This window comes from Actinoplanes sp. NPDC051475 (assembly GCF_040689425.1).
Taxonomy (GTDB): Bacteria; Actinomycetota; Actinomycetes; order Mycobacteriales; family Micromonosporaceae; genus Actinoplanes.
This window is the reverse complement of sequence record NZ_JBFAZZ010000006.1, coordinates 164,155-181,069: the sequence shown is the minus strand read 5'-3', so window position 1 is coordinate 181,069 and position 16,915 is coordinate 164,155. Positions and strand designations below refer to the sequence as shown.

The 16,915-nt window shown below is 72.3% G+C and carries 17 protein-coding genes; 7 read left to right on the top strand and 10 right to left on the bottom strand.

Features of this window, described 5'->3' with window-relative positions; translation table 11 throughout:
* Positions 1-178 precede the first annotated feature (178 nt).
* On the top strand, positions 179-382 hold the full coding sequence (locus AB0368_RS14690) for a cold-shock protein (RefSeq protein WP_013732668.1): 204 nt from the start codon (positions 179-181) through the stop codon (positions 380-382).
* 105 nt (positions 383-487) lie between these two features.
* Here AB0368_RS14690 and AB0368_RS14685 read toward each other — a convergent pair whose 3' ends face one another.
* Both AB0368_RS14685 and AB0368_RS14680 read right to left on the bottom strand, forming a co-directional pair.
* On the bottom strand, positions 488-766 hold the full coding sequence (locus AB0368_RS14685; RefSeq protein ID WP_366154359.1) for a hypothetical protein: 279 nt from the start codon (positions 764-766) through the stop codon (positions 488-490).
* A complete protein-coding gene (locus tag AB0368_RS14680) occupies positions 753-1,730 on the bottom strand; it encodes an aldo/keto reductase (protein WP_366154358.1) in 978 nt (325 codons plus the stop codon). The genes AB0368_RS14685 and AB0368_RS14680 overlap by 14 nt, the downstream gene beginning before the upstream one ends.
* Positions 1,731-1,784: 54 nt before the next feature.
* On the opposite strand from AB0368_RS14680, the gene AB0368_RS14675 reads away from it, so the two are divergent.
* Positions 1,785-2,561 (top strand): trans-aconitate 2-methyltransferase, encoded by a 777-nt coding sequence (locus AB0368_RS14675; RefSeq protein WP_366154357.1) that lies wholly within the window; start codon positions 1,785-1,787, stop codon positions 2,559-2,561.
* Positions 2,558-3,574: an adenosine deaminase gene (locus AB0368_RS14670; RefSeq protein WP_366154356.1), complete on the top strand. Its 1,017-nt coding sequence runs from the start codon at positions 2,558-2,560 to the stop codon at positions 3,572-3,574. Before AB0368_RS14675 ends, AB0368_RS14670 begins: the two co-directional genes overlap by 4 nt.
* Here AB0368_RS14670 and AB0368_RS14665 read toward each other — a convergent pair.
* From AB0368_RS14665 to AB0368_RS14650, 4 genes are all read right to left on the bottom strand, one after another.
* Positions 3,571-3,732, bottom strand: coding sequence for a hypothetical protein (locus AB0368_RS14665; protein WP_366154355.1), 162 nt, complete (start codon positions 3,730-3,732; stop codon positions 3,571-3,573). The two genes, AB0368_RS14670 and AB0368_RS14665, sit on opposite strands and share 4 nt — an antisense overlap.
* A gap of 22 nt (positions 3,733-3,754) precedes the next feature.
* Positions 3,755-6,079 carry an RICIN domain-containing protein gene (locus tag AB0368_RS14660; RefSeq protein WP_366154354.1) on the bottom strand — a complete coding sequence of 775 codons (2,325 nt, stop codon included), beginning with the start codon at positions 6,077-6,079 and terminating at the stop codon, positions 3,755-3,757.
* A gap of 242 nt (positions 6,080-6,321) precedes the next feature.
* On the bottom strand, positions 6,322-7,638 hold the full coding sequence (locus AB0368_RS14655; protein WP_366154585.1) for a HAMP domain-containing sensor histidine kinase: 1,317 nt from the start codon (positions 7,636-7,638) through the stop codon (positions 6,322-6,324).
* Between the two features lie 104 nt (positions 7,639-7,742).
* Entirely contained in the window at positions 7,743-8,432 is a 690-nt protein-coding gene (locus tag AB0368_RS14650; protein ID WP_199513587.1) for a response regulator transcription factor, read from the bottom strand.
* A 102-nt stretch (positions 8,433-8,534) separates the two neighbouring features.
* Here AB0368_RS14650 and AB0368_RS14645 point away from each other — a divergent pair, with 102 nt between their 5' ends.
* Together AB0368_RS14645 and thrS are read left to right on the top strand one after the other, a co-directional pair.
* The gene (locus tag AB0368_RS14645) at positions 8,535-9,434 is read left to right on the top strand and encodes an ADP-ribosylglycohydrolase family protein (protein ID WP_366154353.1); all 900 of its coding nucleotides are present in this window, start codon (positions 8,535-8,537) and stop codon (positions 9,432-9,434) included.
* A 58-nt stretch (positions 9,435-9,492) separates the two neighbouring features.
* The gene (gene thrS, locus AB0368_RS14640; protein WP_366154352.1) at positions 9,493-11,469 is read left to right on the top strand and encodes a threonine--tRNA ligase; all 1,977 of its coding nucleotides are present in this window, start codon (positions 9,493-9,495) and stop codon (positions 11,467-11,469) included.
* On the opposite strand, the gene AB0368_RS14635 is transcribed toward thrS, so the two are convergent.
* Together AB0368_RS14635 and AB0368_RS14630 are read right to left on the bottom strand one after the other, a co-directional pair.
* Entirely contained in the window at positions 11,466-11,645 is a 180-nt protein-coding gene (locus tag AB0368_RS14635; RefSeq protein ID WP_366154351.1) for a hypothetical protein, read from the bottom strand. The two genes, thrS and AB0368_RS14635, sit on opposite strands and share 4 nt — an antisense overlap.
* On the bottom strand, positions 11,642-12,265 hold the full coding sequence (locus AB0368_RS14630; RefSeq protein WP_366154350.1) for a hypothetical protein: 624 nt from the start codon (positions 12,263-12,265) through the stop codon (positions 11,642-11,644). Before AB0368_RS14630 ends, AB0368_RS14635 begins: the two co-directional genes overlap by 4 nt.
* Before the next feature lie 135 nt (positions 12,266-12,400).
* On the opposite strand from AB0368_RS14630, the gene AB0368_RS14625 reads away from it, so the two are divergent.
* Positions 12,401-12,883, top strand: a complete 483-nt coding sequence (locus tag AB0368_RS14625) for an HIT domain-containing protein (protein ID WP_366154584.1) — start codon at positions 12,401-12,403, stop codon at positions 12,881-12,883.
* Here AB0368_RS14625 and AB0368_RS14620 read toward each other — a convergent pair.
* Positions 12,880-13,452 carry a TetR/AcrR family transcriptional regulator gene (locus AB0368_RS14620; protein WP_366154349.1) on the bottom strand — a complete coding sequence of 191 codons (573 nt, stop codon included), beginning with the start codon at positions 13,450-13,452 and terminating at the stop codon, positions 12,880-12,882. The two genes, AB0368_RS14625 and AB0368_RS14620, sit on opposite strands and share 4 nt — an antisense overlap.
* A 53-nt stretch (positions 13,453-13,505) precedes the next feature.
* On the opposite strand from AB0368_RS14620, the gene AB0368_RS14615 reads away from it, so the two are divergent.
* Complete coding sequence (locus AB0368_RS14615) at positions 13,506-14,699, top strand: FAD-dependent monooxygenase (protein ID WP_366154348.1); 1,194 nt, start codon at positions 13,506-13,508, stop codon at positions 14,697-14,699.
* Between the two features lie 3 nt (positions 14,700-14,702).
* Here the strand turns inward: AB0368_RS14615 and AB0368_RS14610 are convergent, their stop codons facing one another.
* Positions 14,703-16,853, bottom strand: coding sequence for an elongation factor G-like protein EF-G2 (locus AB0368_RS14610; protein WP_366154347.1), 2,151 nt, complete (start codon positions 16,851-16,853; stop codon positions 14,703-14,705).
* Positions 16,854-16,915: the final 62 nt, after the last annotated feature.

Genomic DNA, 16,915 nt, shown 5'->3' with positions numbered 1-16,915 from the left:
GGTTCTTCGGGTACAGTGTGGCCAGTTTTTGTGTGAGTGGTTCAGGCGTATTGGTTTGAGGAAGCCCGGCCTTCTGCAGGGGGCCGTTCCTTCTGAAAGGCCGTTCGCGGCGCCGCTGCTCGAAAACGACCATCGGCCCCGCATCACCGGGCCGGCATTTTCAGAAGGAGAGTTCAGCATGGCGCAGGGAACCGTGAAGTGGTTCAACGCAGACAAGGGCTTCGGCTTCATCACCGTCGACGGCGGGGGTGCTGACGTGTTCGTCCACTTCTCGGCCATCCAGAGCAGCGGCTACCGCACTCTGGAAGAGAACCAGCGGGTCGAGTTCGAGATCGCCCAGGGCCAGAAGGGCCCGCAGGCGGAGCAGGTTCGCCCCCTCTGAGACCAACCGGCCGGCCGTGATGCCGGCAGTCGACCGCCTGGCGGAGGTCGGCTCCAGCAGTAAGGCCCCGGATCCCGCTTCGGCAGGATGCGGGGCCGTCTGCTTTTACGGCTTGTTCTCCTGCCGCGCGGCCTGCTGTCGCTTGTAGCGGGACCGGACCCGGACCCCCGTCACGATCAGGCCCAGGCCCACCACCGCGAGCACCGGCCCGACCACCGCGAAGGCCGTCACGCCGCTCATGATGCTGCCGTGGACGAGATCCAGCCCCTGGGCCGTCCACAGGACGCCGATCACCAGGGCGAGCATGCCGCCCGTCAGCCAGAGCCAGCCCTTCAGGGGCACGCCGTCGTCCGGGGCCGCCGGCCCCTGCTCACCAGCGCTCATGGACCTGCGGCCGGATCAGCTCGTCGTAGACCGCCTGCACTGCCTCGTGGACCTCGGGCGGCAGCGGTGCAAGGCCGGCCGCCGCGGCATTGCCCTGGGCCTGGCCGGCATTGCGGGCGCCGGGGATCACCACGGTCACCGCCGGGTGGTCCAGAATCCAGCGGAGGGCGAACTGGGCCATGGTCGCGCCCTCGGGCACGTACGCCCGCAGCCGCCGCACCGCCTCGAGGCCCGTACGGAAGTCGACGCCCGAGAACGTCTCGCCCACGTCGAAGGCCTCGCCGTGCCGGTTGTAGTTCCGGTGGTCGTCGGCGGCGAAGCTGGTGTTCTCGTCGTAGCGGCCGGACAGCAGCCCGGACGCGAGCGGGACGCGGGCGATGATGCCGACCCCCGCCTCGGCCGCCGCCGGCAGCACTCGCTCGAGCGGCTTGAGGCGCAACGCGTTGAGAATGATCTGCACGCCGGCGGTGCCCGGCCGGGCGATCGCCGCGAGTGCCTCGTCCACTTTCTCGACGCTGACGCCGTACGCCGCGATGCGCTTCTCCTGCACCAGCGTGTCGAGGGCGTCGTAGACCGCGTCGGTACTGAACACCGGCGTGGGCGGGCAGTGCAGCTGCACCAGGTCGAGGGTCTCGACGCCGAGGTTGGCGCGGGAGCGGTCGGTCCACGCCCGGAAGTTGTCGAGTGTGTAGTTCCCGGGCTCCTGCGGCACCCGGCGGCCCATCTTGGTGGCGACGGTCAGGCCCGGCCGGCTCTTGAGGAAGCTGCCGATGACCTGCTCGCTGCGGCCGTCGCCGTACACGTCGGCGGTGTCGATGAAGGTGACTCCGGAGTCGACGGCGGCGTCGAGCGTGGCGTGGGCGTCCGCCTCGCTCACCTCGCCCCAGTCGGCGCCGAGCTGCCAGGCACCCAGTCCGATCGCTCCGACGTCCCGCCCGAGGCGGCCGAACCTGCGCTTTTCCACCCGATGACATTAGCGTACGCTCTAAAAAGACGTACGTACGGTTTGGAGAGTGCCATGTGGGATCCCGCCGTCTATCACCGCTTCGGCTCCGAGCGGTCGCGTCCCTTCTTCGACCTGCTGGCGCGGGTCGGCGCCGAGCGTCCCCGCACGGTCGTCGATCTCGGCTGCGGTCCCGGCGAGCTCACCGCCACGCTCGCCGAGCGATGGCCCGGCGCCCGCGTGGTCGGCCTCGACTCCTCGCCCGAGATGATCGCCAAGGCCACCGCGCTGGGCTCGCCCGCCGAGTTCCGGCTGGGCGACCTTGCGCAGTGGCGTCCGGAGCCCGGCACGGACGTCGTCGTCACCAACGCGGCCCTGCAATGGGTGCCCGGGCACGACGAACTCCTGACGGCGTGGGCCCGGTCGCTGCCGCCCGGCGCCTGGTTCGCGATGCAGGTGCCGGGCAACTTCGACGCGCCGTCGCACCGGGCGCTCCGGGAGGTGGCGCGCAGCGAGCCGTTCGCCGCCGCTGCCGGCGACCTGGTCCGGGAGGCCCCGGTGGACGACGCCGCCGGGTACGCCGCGCGCCTGCTGGCCGCGGGCGCGAGCGTGGACGCCTGGGAGACGACGTACGTCCACCTGCCCGCCACCGGCGACGAGCACCCGGTGCTGCGCTGGATGGAGGGCACGGCGCTGCGGCCGGTCAAGGCGGCCCTGGACGACACGCAGTGGCTCGCCTTCCGGGCCACGCTCGGTGCGAAGCTGGCGGCGGTCTACCCTGCCCGGAGCGGACACGTGGCGTTCCCGTTCCGCCGGATCTTCGTCGTGGCCCACGTCCTGGAGGAAAAGTGACCGAGCTGGCCTCGTTCATCGCCGGCCTGCCGAAGGCCGAGCTGCACGTGCACCACGTCGGCTCGGCCTCGCCCCGGATCGTCGCCGAGCTGGCCGCCCGGCACGAGGGGACCTCCCCGGTCCCGGCCGACCCCGCCGCGCTCGCCGACTACTTCGCGTTCCGCGACTTCGGGCACTTCATCGAGGTCTACCTGAGCGTCGTCGACCTGATCCGCGACGACGAGGACGTCCGGACGCTGACCTACGAGGTCGCCCGCGAGCTCGCCCGCCAGCAGGTCCGGTACGCCGAGCTGACCGTCACGCCGTACTCGCACGTGCGGCGGGGCATTCCGGCGCCGGCGTTCTGCGCGGCGATCGAGGACGCCCGTACCGCCGCCGGTCGCGACTTCGGCGTCGATCTGCGCTGGTGCTTCGACATCCCGGGTGAGGCGGGGCTGCCCGCCGCGGAGGAGACGCTGCGCATCGCGCTGGAGGAGCGGCCGGACGGGCTGATCAGCTTCGGCCTCGGCGGGCCCGAGGTCGGGGTGCCGCGGCCGCAGTTCAAGCCGTACTTCGACAAGGCGCGGGCGGCCGGGCTGCACAGCGTCCCGCACGCGGGGGAGACCACCGGCCCGGAGACGATCTGGGACGCCCTGCGCGACCTGGGCGCCGAGCGGATCGGGCACGGCATCTCCGCGGCGCAGGACCCGCAGCTGATGGCGTACCTGGCGGAGCAGGGGATCCCGCTCGAGGTGTGCCCGACGTCGAACGTGCGGACCCGGGCCGTGGCCGCCATCGAGGAGCACCCGCTCGCCACGCTCGTGGCGGCCGGCGTGCCCGTCACGATCAACTCGGACGACCCGCCCATGTTCGGCACCACGCTCGAGGAGGAGTACGCGGTCGCCGCGCACCTGCTCGGCCTGGACCAGGCGGGCGTGGCCGAGCTCGCCCGGGCGACGGTCGGCGCGTCGTTCCTGCCGGCCGCGGGCAAGGACCGCCTGCTGGCCGAGATCGACGACTACGCCGTGCGCTAGAAACGGTCCGCGTAGAGCGGGTCCTGCCAGATCGCCAGCACGGCGAGGATGCCGATCGTCAGGATCGCCACCACGCGGACGAGGCGGCGCCGGTTGAAGAACGGGCCCCGGTCGTCCTCGTCGACTTCCGGCTTCGGGCGTACGTCGGTGTCCAGCATCGTCTCTCTCCCTCGCCCGGGGTCAGCCGGGCACCGCCGTCCAACTCTGGTGCCGCGCCTGCTCGGGATTCTGCAGCACGAGCAGGCGGGCCGGGCCGAAGCGCTGACTACCTACCCCGGCGGCCAGGTTGCCCACGTTGGTCCGCAGGCTGAAACCGTGGTCGGTGGCGAACAGCTTCCACCGGCCGCTGTCGTTCTGGACACAGTCGCCCTGCACCAGCGGTGCGCCGGCCACCGGATTGCCGCCCAGCGGGACCACGCATTTGCCCGTGGCCCGCGACTGCAGGGAGAAGGTGTCGCCCCCGGCCGGGACGAGCTTCCACTGCTGCTGGGAGCCGCCCTCCGCGCCGCCCAGGGTGATCGGTGTGCCGTTCGCCGTGCGGGCCGCGTACAGGTCGGCCGCGCCGCCGGTGAGCGAGTTCGACAGGACGAACCATGCGTTCGCCGCCGGCCGGGCCGCGGGTGCCGACTGTGCGACGCCCTTCGCCGTGTAGCCGAACTTGGCGCTGCGGATGGTGACCTGGTACTTCGTGTCCGGCCGCAGGCCGATCAGCCGGGCGCGGGTCGCCTTCGTGGTCGCGATGGTCGACCCGTCGACGTCGACCTCGTACTCCGCCTCCGGCGCGGCCGCGCTCCAGGTGAGCCGCACCGACGTACTGGTCGGGTCGCGGACCTCGAGCACCGCCTGCACGGCCGCCACCGGTTCGGTTCCGGGCTTTCCGCCGGTGTGCACGATCGGATCGGCGGCCACCGGGGCGCCGGTGGGAGCGGGCTCCGCCGAGGCCCCCGGGTCAGCCGGCCCGGCCGGACCGTCGCCGCCGCCGTCGGAGGCATCGCCGCCGTTGTTGCCCGAGCCGTTGCCGCCGCCGTTGTTGGCCGCGCCGTCGTCACCGCCGCCGTTGTTGCCTGCACCGTTGTTGCCGCCGGCGTTGTTGCCGCTGGTGTCGCCGTCTCCTGGAGCCGGAGGGGCGGGGGCCTCGGAGGCGGGCACCTCCGTCTGCTTCGCCGAGGGCGTGGCCCGCGGCGTGGCGTCGGGCTCGGCCGGGAGTGCGTTCGGCGCGTCCGGCACGTCGTCGCCGCCGTCGCTGCGCAGCAGGAACTCGCTCTGGGCGACGTTCCAGTTCTCCGCGAGGTAGCTGCCCGGCTTCGGATCGGTGCTGAAGTAGTCGTCGTTGCCGCAGTCGAGGCGGTTCTCGTGCTTCTTCGCGCAGACCTGCCGCAGGGCGGAACCGGACCGGTCGGGGCGGCACAGCAGGTCGCTGTCGTCGGTGCAACTGCCGGCGCCGGTCGAGTTGGGCGAGTCCCGCAGCAGCGCGCCCAGCATCTGTGTGGTCTCCATCGTCGCGACCGCCGAGCTCCAGCAGCCGGCGTCGACCCGCCCGTACGACGGGCCGCCGTTGTTGCGGTTGCCGAGCCCCGCGCGGTTGTCGGCGACGTACGTACCGATGCCGCAGTAGACGTTGGAGTCCGCGAAGATCAGATACTTGCGGTCGTTGCGGTTGTAGCCGAGCGTCTGCAGCGCGGCGATGTTGCGCGTGAAGGAGGCGAGGGCGCCCTCGGGCATCTGCACCTCGGCGACGTCGACGCGGCACTGCGGGGTGGTGACGAACCGGACGTGCCGGGAGCCGCCGGTCTCGGCCGCGCTGGCGTCGAAGATCTGGTCGACGCCAGCCGCCCAGGTCCGGATCGAGCCGAGGTAGCCGGTGTAGCGGCTCGGTGTGCCGAACTCGTGCAGGTAGAGCACCTGGACGCGGTTGCCCGTACGCCCGTCGCCCTGGCACGCCACGTCGTGCCCGCCCATGATGAAGTCGGCCTGGCCCGGGGCGGCGTCGGGGATGAGCGCGGGGGCGCCCGGGGTGAGCGAGCTGCCGCCCTCGTCGCGGACGATCTCCGCGTCCTGGGGCACGGCGGCCGCCTCGCGCCGCGGCTCCACCGGCTCGGGAACCTTGCCGGTCACCGGGCTGACATCGCGGCTCACCCGGAGTCCGGCCGGTGCCGGGTCCGGGCCGTGCGTGCAGGTCTCGTCGTCGAGCTCGTACGTCCCCGCGCACAGCGAGTCCTTGCCCGCCGCGACCAGCCCGTCGTAGACGAGGCCCTGGCCGGGGTCGTCGTCGGGCAGGGACGCGTACGTGATGCGCTCACGGCCCTGGCCGCCGCCGTCCGGGTGCCAGCCACCGCCGACCACGCTGGGGCCGACCACGCCACCGACGCCCAGCAAGAAGACGCCGAGCAGGACGGGCAGCAACCGGTGCGCACGCGGGTTCGCGTGCCGCCGGCCGCGGTCGGGGGCCGGGCGCTGCCGCTGCGGTGCCTCCCCACGAAGCGCAGGCCGTCGGTGCGCGGACAAACCGTCTCCTCCTGCTGCGGGGGCGCGGTGGGAGGGGGTTATGGGGTGACCACCTCCCACCGCGCGAGGGCTTCGCCGGTCCGGGGTGTGGGGACGTGCTGCGGGCTTCGGACCGGGAAGCCGGATGGGATCGGAATAGAGCGTGCCAGCCCGGCTGCGCCAGGGGAACGCCCTTAATACAGATCTAAGCAATCCTTCTACCGTCCGGGGGAATTGCGCGCCTTGCCGCCGCCTGGGGGTGTTCACGACTCGTCCGTGCGCTGGTTCGGCCGTTTGCGCGGCCCCGGGACGCGTTCCCGGGCCAGCCGGCCGACCAGCCCGAACCGGCTCGCCTGCTTCGGCGGGGCCTCCGCGTCGGCGAGCAGCATCACCACGCTGGCACCGCCCATGGCGGCCCGCGCCAGGCTGACCGAGCCGCCCGCGGCCTGGGCGGCCCGCCGGGCGATGTCCAGCCCGAGGCCGGTCGAGCCCTGCTCGCTCTGCCCGCGCTGGAGTGCCTTCTCCGGATCGTCGATGCCCGGGCCGGCGTCGTCGACGCGCAGCGCCACCCAGCCGTCCCGCCGGGAGATACCCACCTCGAACGCCGTGCCCTGGGGCGTGTAGCGGAACACGTTGCCGAGCACCGCGTCCAGGGCCGCCGCGAGCTCCGTACGGGCCACCGGCACCGGGATGCGCAGCTGGGCGCCCACCACGCGGTACTGCCGGTTCTGGTCGCCGGCCAGGGCGGACCAGAAGACCATGCGGTCGCGGACGACCTCGGCGGCGTCGCACAGCCCCTCCTCGGGGGCGTCGGCCACCTGGGCGGCGACCGCGGCGCGGGTGGTGTTGATGAGCTGGTCGACCTCGCCCTCGAGGGTGACGATCGCCTGCCGGATGCGCCGGATGCCGCGCCGCCGGTCGAGCTCGGCCGCCGAGAACTCGCCGATGTGGGTGTCGTCGGGGTCGAGCGCCTCGGCGTCGAGCCGCAGCACGGTCAGCGGGGTTCGCAGCCGGTGCGACAGGTCGGCCACGAGCTCGCGTTCGCTGGTGCGGGACGTGACGAGGCGGTCGGCCATGCGGTTGAACGCGTACCCGGCCTCGGCGAGCTCGCGGGGACCGGAGGGCTGGATGCGGACGCCGAGGTCGCCGCCGCCGACCGCCATCGCCGCGTGCACGAGGTTGCGGACCGAGGCGACCGCGCCGCGCGCCAGCCGGTCCACCACGATCACCGAACCGATGACCAGCCCGGCCATGATGCCCAGCAGGATCCACCAGTCCCGGGAGGTGCCCGCGCCGAGCTCGGCCTCGGGAACGAACACCTCGACCACGGAGGTCTTGCCGCTCGCTTCCACCGGCTGCAGGCGGACGACACCGCCGTCGACGTTCACCTCGACGGACTCGCTGCCGCGGCCGGCCGCGACCAGTTTCTCGACCGGCACCCGGCTGTCCTTGGTCGTGCCGGGGGCGTGCACGACGACGTCACCCCCGGCCGCCTTGACGGCGGCGTCGACGCCCTTCTTGTTGGCGTTCGCGGCGACCGCACCGGCGACCGTGGCGCTGCGCTGCTCGGCAGCGGCCATGGCGCTGTCGCGATGGTCCGCCCGCAGTTCCCAGCCCAACGGGATGAGGAAGGCGAGGGCGGCGATGGTGGTGGTGGCGGCGCTGACGTATGCCAGCCGGGCCCTCAGTCCGGGGCCACCAACCGGAATCCGACCCCCCGCACGGTGCGCAGGTAGCGAGGCTTCGCTGCGGATTCGCCCAGTTTCCGACGGAGCCAGTACAGATGCACGTCGATCGTCTGGTCCTCGCCGACTGATGGCTGTCGCCATACCTCCTCCAACAGCTCACGACGCGAGACGACCCGGCCCGGGCGTGCGGCCAGGTATGCCAGCAGATCGAATTCCTTGCGGGTCAGTGCCAGCGGCTGGTCCCCGAGGCTGGCGCTGCGCTCGCCGATGTCGACGCGCAGTTCACCCACCTCGTGTACGGCCGGCTGCGCGGTCCGGCTGGCGCGGCCGACGCGGCGCAGCACCGTGGTGATCCGCGCGTCGAGGTGGGCGCCGGTGAACGGCTTGACCATGTAGTCGTCGGCTCCGGCGCGCAGCAGCCGTACGACCGTCTGCTCGTCGTCGCGCGCGGTGGCGATGATGATCGGCACGTCGGTGATGCCGCGCAGCATCCGCAACGCGTCCGAGCCGTCGAGGTCGGGCAGTCCCAGGTCGAGCACCACCAGGTCGGGCGTCTCAGCGGCGACCCGGCGCAGGGCGTCGAGGGCCGTGCCGACGGCGTGCACGGCGTGCCCCCGGTCGGCCAGCGACCGGAGCATCGCACCGCGCACGACGTGGTCGTCCTCGACGAGCAACACCGTGGCCATGCGAAGAAGGTACTGCCCTTGGCAAGATAGACCGAATCCGTCATTCAGCGGCGTCTCTCGGATACGGAGAGTCACCAAATCGGCGGTAGGATTCGAGCACCGATGTCTTTCACACTCTTTCCCGACACCCGTGCGGCGCTCGCCGCCGACAGCCTCACCGGCCTCTCCGTGGGCGACGCTCTGGGCGCCCAGTACTTCGTTCCCGGCATCCGGCCCGGCGCGCTGCCGGACCCGCCGTGGCCCTGGACCGACGACACCGAGGAAGCCTGCTGCCTGCTCGCCGCCCTGACGGCCAGTGACGACGCCGGCCTCGACCGCGACCGCTTCGCCGAGCTCCTCGGCCGGCACTTCGACCCGTACCGCGGCTACGGCCCGGGAGCCGTCGTGTTGCTGCGGCAGATCCGGGAGGGCGTCCCGTGGCCGATCGCGGCGGCGGCCGCCTTCGACGGACAGGGCTCGGCGGGCAACGGCGCCGCCATGCGGGCCGCGCCGCTCGGCGCCTGGCACGCCGACTCGCTCGCCCACGCCGCCGTCCAGGGCGCCCGGGCCGCCGAGGTCACCCATGCCCACCCCGAGGGCATCGCCGGCGGCATCGCGGTGACCGTCGCCGCGGCCGTGGCCGCCACCGCGCGGTTGGCCGGCCGTCCGGTGGACCTCCTGGGCGCGGTGCTCGCGCACACCCCGCAGAGCCGGGTACGCGACGGCCTGCTGGCCGCCACCCGCATCCGCGACGCCGCCGAGGCCGCGTACGAGCTGGGCACCGGCACCCGGGCGATGGCACAGGACTCGGTGCCGTTCGCGCTGTGGGTCGCCGCGCACCACCTCGACGACTACCCGCGCGCGATCACGGCCTGCATCAGCGCGGGCGGCGACGTGGACACGACAGCCGCGATGGCCGGAGGAGTTGTGGCCGCGCACACCGGGACGGACGGCATCCCGGAGGAGTGGATCAGGGCCCGCGAGCCGCTGCCGGATTGGCCGGCCGCGTCGCTCGAAAGGTGAACGGGCAGACCTACTAGCATCGTGTGCGAATCCGCTTGTCGACTGAAGGAGAACCACCGTGTCCGCAGCTCTGGTCGTACCGGCGGGGTCGACGGCGGCCGACGCGGTGGCTGCCGCCGGCCTCCCGCAGTCCGGTCCGAAGGCGATCGTCGTGGTCCGCGAAGTGGGCGGGCGCCTGCGTGACCTCGACTGGGTTCCCGGGCAGGACGCCGAGGTCGAAGCGGTGTCCGTCGACTCGCCGGACGGGTTGAACGTGCTGCGCCACTCGGCGGCGCACGTGCTCGCCCAGGCGGTGCAGGACGTCTTCCCCGAGGCCAAGCTCGGCATCGGCCCGCCGATCGAGAACGGCTTCTACTACGACTTCGACGTCGAGAAGCCGTTCCAGCCCGACGACCTGGCCAAGCTCGAGAAGCGGATGCAGGAGATCGTCAAGGCGGGACAGACCTTCCGCCGCCGCGAGTACGGCTCGCTCGACGAGGCCAAGGCGGAGCTGGCGCACGAGCCGTACAAGCTGGAGCTCGTCGACATCAAGGGCGACGTGGATGATTCCGAGGTCATGGAGGTGGGCGGCGGCGAGCTGACCCACTACGACAACCTCGACCGCGACGGCAAGCGGGTCTGGGGCGACCTCTGCCGTGGCCCGCACCTGCCCACCACGCGGATGATCCCCGCGTTCAAACTGATGCGCTCCGCCGCCGCCTACTGGCGGGGCAGTGAGAAGAACCCGCAGCTCCAGCGCATCTACGGCACCGCGTGGCCGAGCCGCGACGAGCTCAAGGCGTACCTGAACCGGCTCGCCGAGGCCGAGCGCCGCGACCACCGCAAGCTCGGCACCGAGCTCGACCTGTTCTCCTTCCCCGACGAGATCGGCAGCGGCCTGGTGGTCTTCCACCCCAAGGGCGGCGTGATCAAGCGCGAGATGGAGGACTACGTCCGGGCCCGCCACATCGAGGAGGGCTTCCAGTACGTCGGCACGCCGCACATCACCAAGGAAGGCCTGTTCCACACCTCGGGCCACCTGCCGTACTACGCGGACACCATGTTCCCTCCGATGCACATGGAGGGCGCCGACTACTACCTCAAGGCGATGAACTGCCCGATGCACAACCTGATCTTCAGGTCGCGCGGGCGGTCCTACCGTGAGCTGCCGATGCGGCTGTTCGAGTTCGGCTCGGTCTACCGCTACGAGAAGTCCGGTGTGGTGCACGGCCTGACCCGGGTGCGCGGCCTGACCCAGGACGACTCGCACTCGTACGTCACCGCCGAGGACGCCCCGGCCGAGATCAAGCACCTGCTGAACTTCGTGCTGTCCCTGCTGCGCGACTTCGGCCTCGACGACTACTACCTGGAACTGTCCACGCGGGACCCCAAGAGCGACAAGTTCATCGGCTCGGACGAGCAGTGGGACATCGCCACCAAGGTACTCGAGGACGTCGCGGTCGAGTCGGGCCTCGAGCTGGTGCTCGACCCGGGCGGCGCGGCGTTCTACGGCCCGAAGATCAGCGTGCAGGCGAAGGACGCGATCGGGCGCACCTGGCAGATGTCGACCATCCAGTACGACTTCAACCAGCCGGCCCGCTTCGGCCTGGAGTACCAGGCGGCCGACGGCTCCCGCCAGGAGCCGGTGATGATCCACTCGGCGAAGTTCGGCTCTATCGAGCGCTTCTTCGGCGTGCTGGTCGAGCACTACGCCGGCGCCTTCCCGGCCTGGCTCGCGCCGGTGCAGGTGGTGGGCATCCCGATCCGCGACGACCACGCGGCCTACCTCGAGGACTTCGCCGCGCGGCTGCGCAAGGAGGGCATCCGCGCCGAGGTCGACCACTCCACCGACCGCATGCAGAAGAAGATCCGCACCGCCCAGCAGCAGAAGATCCCGTTCATGGCGATCGCGGGCGACGACGACGTCAACGGCAGCACGGTCTCGTTCCGCTACCGCGACGGCTCCCAGCGCAACGGCATGGCGCTGGACGAGGCCGTGGCGCACGTCGTCGAGGTGGTCAGCTCCCGGGTCAACACCGGACCCTCCGCCGCCTAACGCCCCACGTCGTTCACCCCGGTGAGGTGATCGATGAGCGCCAGCACCCGGTCCACGGCCTCGGGCAGCAACGTACCGAGAACGTCCTCGGGATTCAGCAGGAACCAGAGCAGGCCTGCGGCCACCAGCAGGGAGGCGACGGCGCCGGCGATCCGCCGGCGGCCGTGGCCGCTCATCGCGGCCCTACCGGCTGGAGCCCGTCGACGTCTGCCGTCGCGGTGCGCTTCTCGTTGCGGTACACGGGGACCACCGCGACCCACGGTGGTTCGTCGCCGGGCACGTCAGGCACGATGCCGCAGTAGGCCTTGCCGCCGATGTCCGGCGGCGCGCTGCAATCGACCCGCGTTCCCGCCGGTAGCCGGCCCTTCTCCCGGAGCTGCGCCGTCACCTGCTCGGCCATCCAGCTGTCGTCGTGGTCGCTCCATTTCGCGGTCTTCAGGACGGTGGGCGTCACGGCGACGGCCGTCATCGCGAGGGCGGCGATCGTGAGCACGGTGTGCAGCACGAGCTGCAGCACGCCGCGGCCGGAATTGCGCAGGGTCCGCAGGATGAAGTAGGCCGCCGGCACCACCACCCAGGCGGGGCTGAGCCGCACCCCGGCCTGCTTCAGCGCGCGTGTGTCGCAGAATCCCAGGCACGTGCCGAGCACGAGCATCACGGCTCCTCCCACCAGCCAGGCGGAGACCGTCGCGGCCAGCACCGGACCGGTGGAGAAGTGGTGGAGCTCGACGATCAGGACCGCGGGCTGCAGCGCCAGCAGCCAGCTGAATCTCTCGGCGCTTCCGGATCGGGCCATGACGTCATGATCCACGTCGCCCGGCGGCGCCGGCGCTTGTCCGGGGAGAAACGGGTGGGCCCGCGGCATTAGGGTGGGCGAGTGAGCGACGTGGGGGAACCGGACGGACTCGATCGGCTCTGGACGCCGCACCGGATGGCGTACATCTCCGGTGCGGACCGGCCCGAGGGCGGTTACGAGAAACCGTCCGGCTGCCCGTTCTGTGTCGCACCGGGGCTGCCGGAAGGTGACAGCCTGGTGGTGGCGCGCGGGGAATCGGTGTTCGTCGTGCTCAATCTCTACCCGTACAACCCGGGGCACCTGCTGGTGTGCCCGTACCGGCACGTGGCCGACTACACCGACCTGACCGGGCCGGAGACCGCGGAGCTGGCGGAGTTCACCCAGCAGGCGATGCGCGTCATCCGCCGGGCGAGCAGCCCGCACGGGTTCAACCTCGGCATGAACCAGGGCGCGGTGGCGGGTGCGGGCATCGCCGCCCACCTGCACCAGCACGTGGTGCCGCGGTGGGGCGGCGACGGAAACTTCATGCCGGTGATCGGGCGGACGAAGGTGCTGCCGCAGCTGCTCGGCGACACCAGGGAGCTGCTGGCCAAGGCCTGGGTGTCGGCCGAGAGCTAGAGCGGCGCTCCGCAGAGGGCGCGCAGCCCGGCCGCGAGCTGCTCGGCGGACGGCGCCCGGGCCGGATCGGTGAGCCACTGCGTCATCACGCCGGACATCAGCGCCAGCGCGGCGGCGCCGACGGTGCGGACGGACTGCTCGTCCAGGCTTTCCTCGGGCCGGCCGGTGAGCAGCGCCGCGAGGCCGCGCCGGCCCTGTTCCATGCCGTCGGCGAGCTGGGCGCGCAGGTCGGGGGAGTGCTCGGCCTGGATCATCGCCTCGACGCTCGCCAGCCACAGCTCGCGATGGGTGCCGAGGGTGCCGATCACCCGCCGCCAGTAGCGCACCAGCGGGTCCTCCGGCTCGTCGCCCGGCTCGGCGGCCAGGGCCGCGCCGACGGCGTCGCCCCAGTCCTCGATCGCGCTGAGCATCGCGGCGTTCATCAGCGCGCGGGTGGAGCCGTAGTGGTAGCCGATCGAGCCCAGGTTGGTGCCGGAGGCGGCCACCACGTCGCGGGCGGTCGTGCTCGCATAGCCCTTCTCGTAGAGGCAGCGTTTCGCGCCCTCGAGCAGATCCTCCCGGTGTCCCATGGGCGTCATCCTAGGTTCTATACAAACGTATAAGACGTTTGTATAGTAGCCGCATGACACGACGAGAGGTTCTGATCTCGGGCGCCGGCCTCGCCGGCCCCGCCCTCGCCCTGGCCCTGCACCGGCACGGCATGCGGGCCACGGTCGTCGAGCGGGCCCCGGCCCTGCGCGACGGCGGCTACAAGGTCGACATCCGGGGCGCGGCGGTCGAGGTGCTCAAGCGCCTCGGGCTGTTCGAAACGGTGCGGGCGGCCGACACCGCGATGCGGACCGTCACCTACGTGCGGGCCGACGGCTCCCCGATCGCCGTGCTCGACGCGAACCTGCTGATGGGCCGCCGCGGCGACGATCGGGAGGTGATGCGGACCGACCTCACCCGCATCCTGTACGACGCCACGGCCGCCGCCGTCGAATACGTCTTCGGCGACTCGATCGCCACCCTCGACGAGCGCGCCGACGGCGTGGCGGTGACCTTCGCGAGCGGCGCCACCCGGCGCTTCGACCTCGTCGTGGGCGCCGACGGGCTGCACTCGGCGACCCGGCGCCTGGTCATGGGCGACGTGCCGCTGCGGCACCTGGGCGCGTACATCTCGATCTTCGACGTCCCGGAGGACCTCGGCCTGGACCACGAGGAGGTCTTCTTCTGCGCGCCCGGGCGCATGGTGTTCGCCTACAGCACCGGGGCCGCCGCCACCAAGGCCGGGCTGGTCTTCGCCTCGCCGGTGCTGCCGCGGCAGCCGGACCCGCGGGCGGTCCTGCGGGAGCGCTTCGCGGACATGGGCTGGCGGGTGCCGGCGTTCCTGGACGCCCTCGACGGCGTCCCGGACCTCTACTTCGACTCCCTGAGCCAGGTCGAGCTGCCACGCTGGTCGGCCGGGCGGGTGGTCCTGCTCGGCGACGCCGCGCACTGCCCGGCACCCTCGTCCGGGCAGGGCACCAGCCTCGCGCTGGTCGGCGCGTACGTGCTCGCGGGAGAGCTGGCCGCGGCGGGCGGTCACGAGGAGGCGTTGCGCCGATACGAGGCGGTGATGCGGCCGTACGTCGAGCGCAACCTGAGCCTCGGCCGCAAGATGGCCGGCGACATGGTGCCGGGCGGTCGCCGGCAGATCGCGTTGCGCAACCACGGGATGCGCACGCTGAAGTACAACCCGTGGAAGCGGCAGATCATCGAGCGGGTCACCCGGCCGCTGTACGAGGCGGCCACCGCCATCGAGCTTCCCGCGTATCCGATGGCGGCGGCCGTCTGACGTCTACTTAGCGGCGGCGTGCTCCTTGCGGACCGCGTCGGCCAGGTGGGCCGGCATGGGCTCGTGCCTCGCGTACGACCGGGTGAACGTGCCCGCCCCGGAGGTGAGGGCGCGCAGCTCGACCGCGTAGCGCACCAGCTCGGTCGCGGGCACCTCGGCGCGGACCAGGCTGTGCTCGCCGTCGGTGTCGGCCTCGGAACCCATCGGGCGGCCGCGGCGGCCGGAGAGGTCGCTCATGACCGAGCCCACGTACGCGTCCGGCACCCGTACTACGACCTCGTCGACCGGCTCGAGCAGCGTCATCTGACCCTGCTCGGCGGCCTCGCGCAGGGCCAGCGCCCCGGCCGTCTGGAACGCGGCGTCGGAGGAGTCGACGCTGTGCGCCTTGCCGTCCACGAGCTTCACGCGCAGGTCGACCACCGGGTAGCCGGCGACGATGCCGCGCTCGAGCTGGGCGCGGACGCCCTTCTCCACCGACGGGATGTAGTTGTGCGGCACCGCCCCGCCGACGACCTTGTCCACGAACTCGAAACCGGCGCCGCGGGGCAGCGGCTCCACCTCGATGTCGCAGACGGCGTACTGGCCGTGGCCGCCGGACTGCTTCACGTGCCGGCCGTGGCCCTTCGACGCGGCGCCGAAGGTCTCCCGCAGCGAGACCTTCACCGGCTCGGTGTCCAGGTCCACGCCGCCGGCCCGGAGCCGGTCCAGGACGACGTCGGCGTGGGCCTCGCCCATGCACCAGAGCACGAGCTGGTGGGTGTCGGCGTTGCGTTCCAGGCGCAGCGTCGGGTCGCCCGCGACCAGCCGGGCCAGGTTCTTGGCCAGGGCGTCCTCGTCGGAGCGGGTCTTGGCCACCACGGCGATCGGCAGCAGCGGCTCGGGCATCGACCACGGCTCCATGAGCAGCGGCTGGTCCTTGGCCGAGAGGGTGTCGCCGGTCTCGGCGCTGCCCGACTTGGTGATCGCGCAGATGTCGCCCGCGATGCAGGCGGGCACCTCGCGCAGCTGCGCGCCCAGCGGCGAGTAGATGTGCGCGATCCGCTCGTCGGCGTCGTGGTCGGGGTGCCCGCGCTCGGTCAGGCCGTGGCCGGAGACGTGCACGGTGAGCTCCGGGCGCAGGGTGCCGGAGAAGACACGGACCAGCGACACCCGGCCGACGTGCCGGTCGATCGTCGTCTTGACCACCTCGGCCACCAGCGGGCCGGCCGGGTCGCAGGTGAGCGGCGGCCGCGGGCCGCCGTCGACGCCGGTCACCACGGGCAGGTCGTGCTCGGTCGGCGAGGGGCCGGCGTCGACCAGGCCGTCGAGGAGCGCGTCCAGGCCGACGCCGGTGCCCGCGCAGACCGGGATGACCGGATAGAAGTTGCCCCGGGCCACCGCCTTCTCCAGGTCCGGCACGAGGGTGTCGGTGCTGATCAGCTCGCCGCCGAGGTACCGGTCCATGAGGGTCTCGTCCTCGCTTTCGGCAATGATCCCCTCGATGAGCAGGTTGCGGTCGTCCTGGATCGGGTTGAGGTGCTCGGGCTCCGCCTCGGAGGCGCGCGGCGGGTAGCCCTCGGAGTAGTCGAGGACCCGCAGGGTGACCAGGCCGATCAGGCCGGCGACCGACGTGCCGTCGTCGCCCAGCATCGGATGGTAGATCGGCATGACGTTCTCGCCGAACGCCTCCTGGCAGTCCTGCAGCGTCTCGTCGTAGTCGGCGCGGGGGTGGTCGAGCCGGGTGATGGCGACCGCGCGGGGCATTCCCACCGCGGCGCACTCCTGCCAGAGAGCCGTCGTCGCGTCGTCCACCCCGTCGACCGCCGACACCACGAAGAGCGCGGCGTCCGCGGCCCGCAGGCCGGCGCGCAGCTCCCCGACGAAGTCGGCGTACCCGGGGGTGTCCAGCAGGTTGACCTTCACGCCCTCGTGCACGACCGACGCGCAGGAGAGCGAGACGGAGCGCTGCTGGCGTACGGCGGCGGGATCGTGATCGCAGACCGTGGTGCCCTCGGTCACCGTTCCGGCGCGGGGGATGGTGCCGGTCGCCGCCAGCAGCGCCTCGACCAGCGTCGTCTTTCCCGCTCCGGAGTGGCCCACCAGCACCACGTTGCGTACTCTGCCGGGCTCGGTCACCACCGGCCCGCCCGCGTTGTCCTGGGTCTTCTGCGCCATTCCTGACGCACCTCCTCATCAGCCGGTCGGCGGCCATTCTTCCCGACCCGGTCGCTGCGGAG

Coding starts and splice junctions, on each gene's coding strand:
- AB0368_RS14655 (WP_366154585.1), bottom strand. CDS start 7,638: ATGGCCGCTGCCGAGCAGCGCAGCGCCACGGTCGCCGGTGCGGTCGCC.
- AB0368_RS14610 (WP_366154347.1), bottom strand. CDS start 16,853: ATGGCGCAGAAGACCCAGGACAACGCGGGCGGGCCGGTGGTGACCGAG.
- AB0368_RS14645 (WP_366154353.1), top strand. CDS start 8,535: ATGTCTTTCACACTCTTTCCCGACACCCGTGCGGCGCTCGCCGCCGAC.
- AB0368_RS14650 (WP_199513587.1), bottom strand. CDS start 8,432: ATGGCCACGGTGTTGCTCGTCGAGGACGACCACGTCGTGCGCGGTGCG.
- AB0368_RS14615 (WP_366154348.1), top strand. CDS start 13,506: ATGACACGACGAGAGGTTCTGATCTCGGGCGCCGGCCTCGCCGGCCCC.
- AB0368_RS14685 (WP_366154359.1), bottom strand. CDS start 766: ATGAGCGCTGGTGAGCAGGGGCCGGCGGCCCCGGACGACGGCGTGCCC.
- AB0368_RS14630 (WP_366154350.1), bottom strand. CDS start 12,265: ATGGCCCGATCCGGAAGCGCCGAGAGATTCAGCTGGCTGCTGGCGCTG.
- AB0368_RS14675 (WP_366154357.1), top strand. CDS start 1,785: ATGTGGGATCCCGCCGTCTATCACCGCTTCGGCTCCGAGCGGTCGCGT.
- AB0368_RS14625 (WP_366154584.1), top strand. CDS start 12,401: ATGGCGTACATCTCCGGTGCGGACCGGCCCGAGGGCGGTTACGAGAAA.
- AB0368_RS14690 (WP_013732668.1), top strand. CDS start 179: ATGGCGCAGGGAACCGTGAAGTGGTTCAACGCAGACAAGGGCTTCGGC.
- AB0368_RS14635 (WP_366154351.1), bottom strand. CDS start 11,645: ATGAGCGGCCACGGCCGCCGGCGGATCGCCGGCGCCGTCGCCTCCCTG.
- AB0368_RS14665 (WP_366154355.1), bottom strand. CDS start 3,732: ATGCTGGACACCGACGTACGCCCGAAGCCGGAAGTCGACGAGGACGAC.
- AB0368_RS14620 (WP_366154349.1), bottom strand. CDS start 13,452: ATGGGACACCGGGAGGATCTGCTCGAGGGCGCGAAACGCTGCCTCTAC.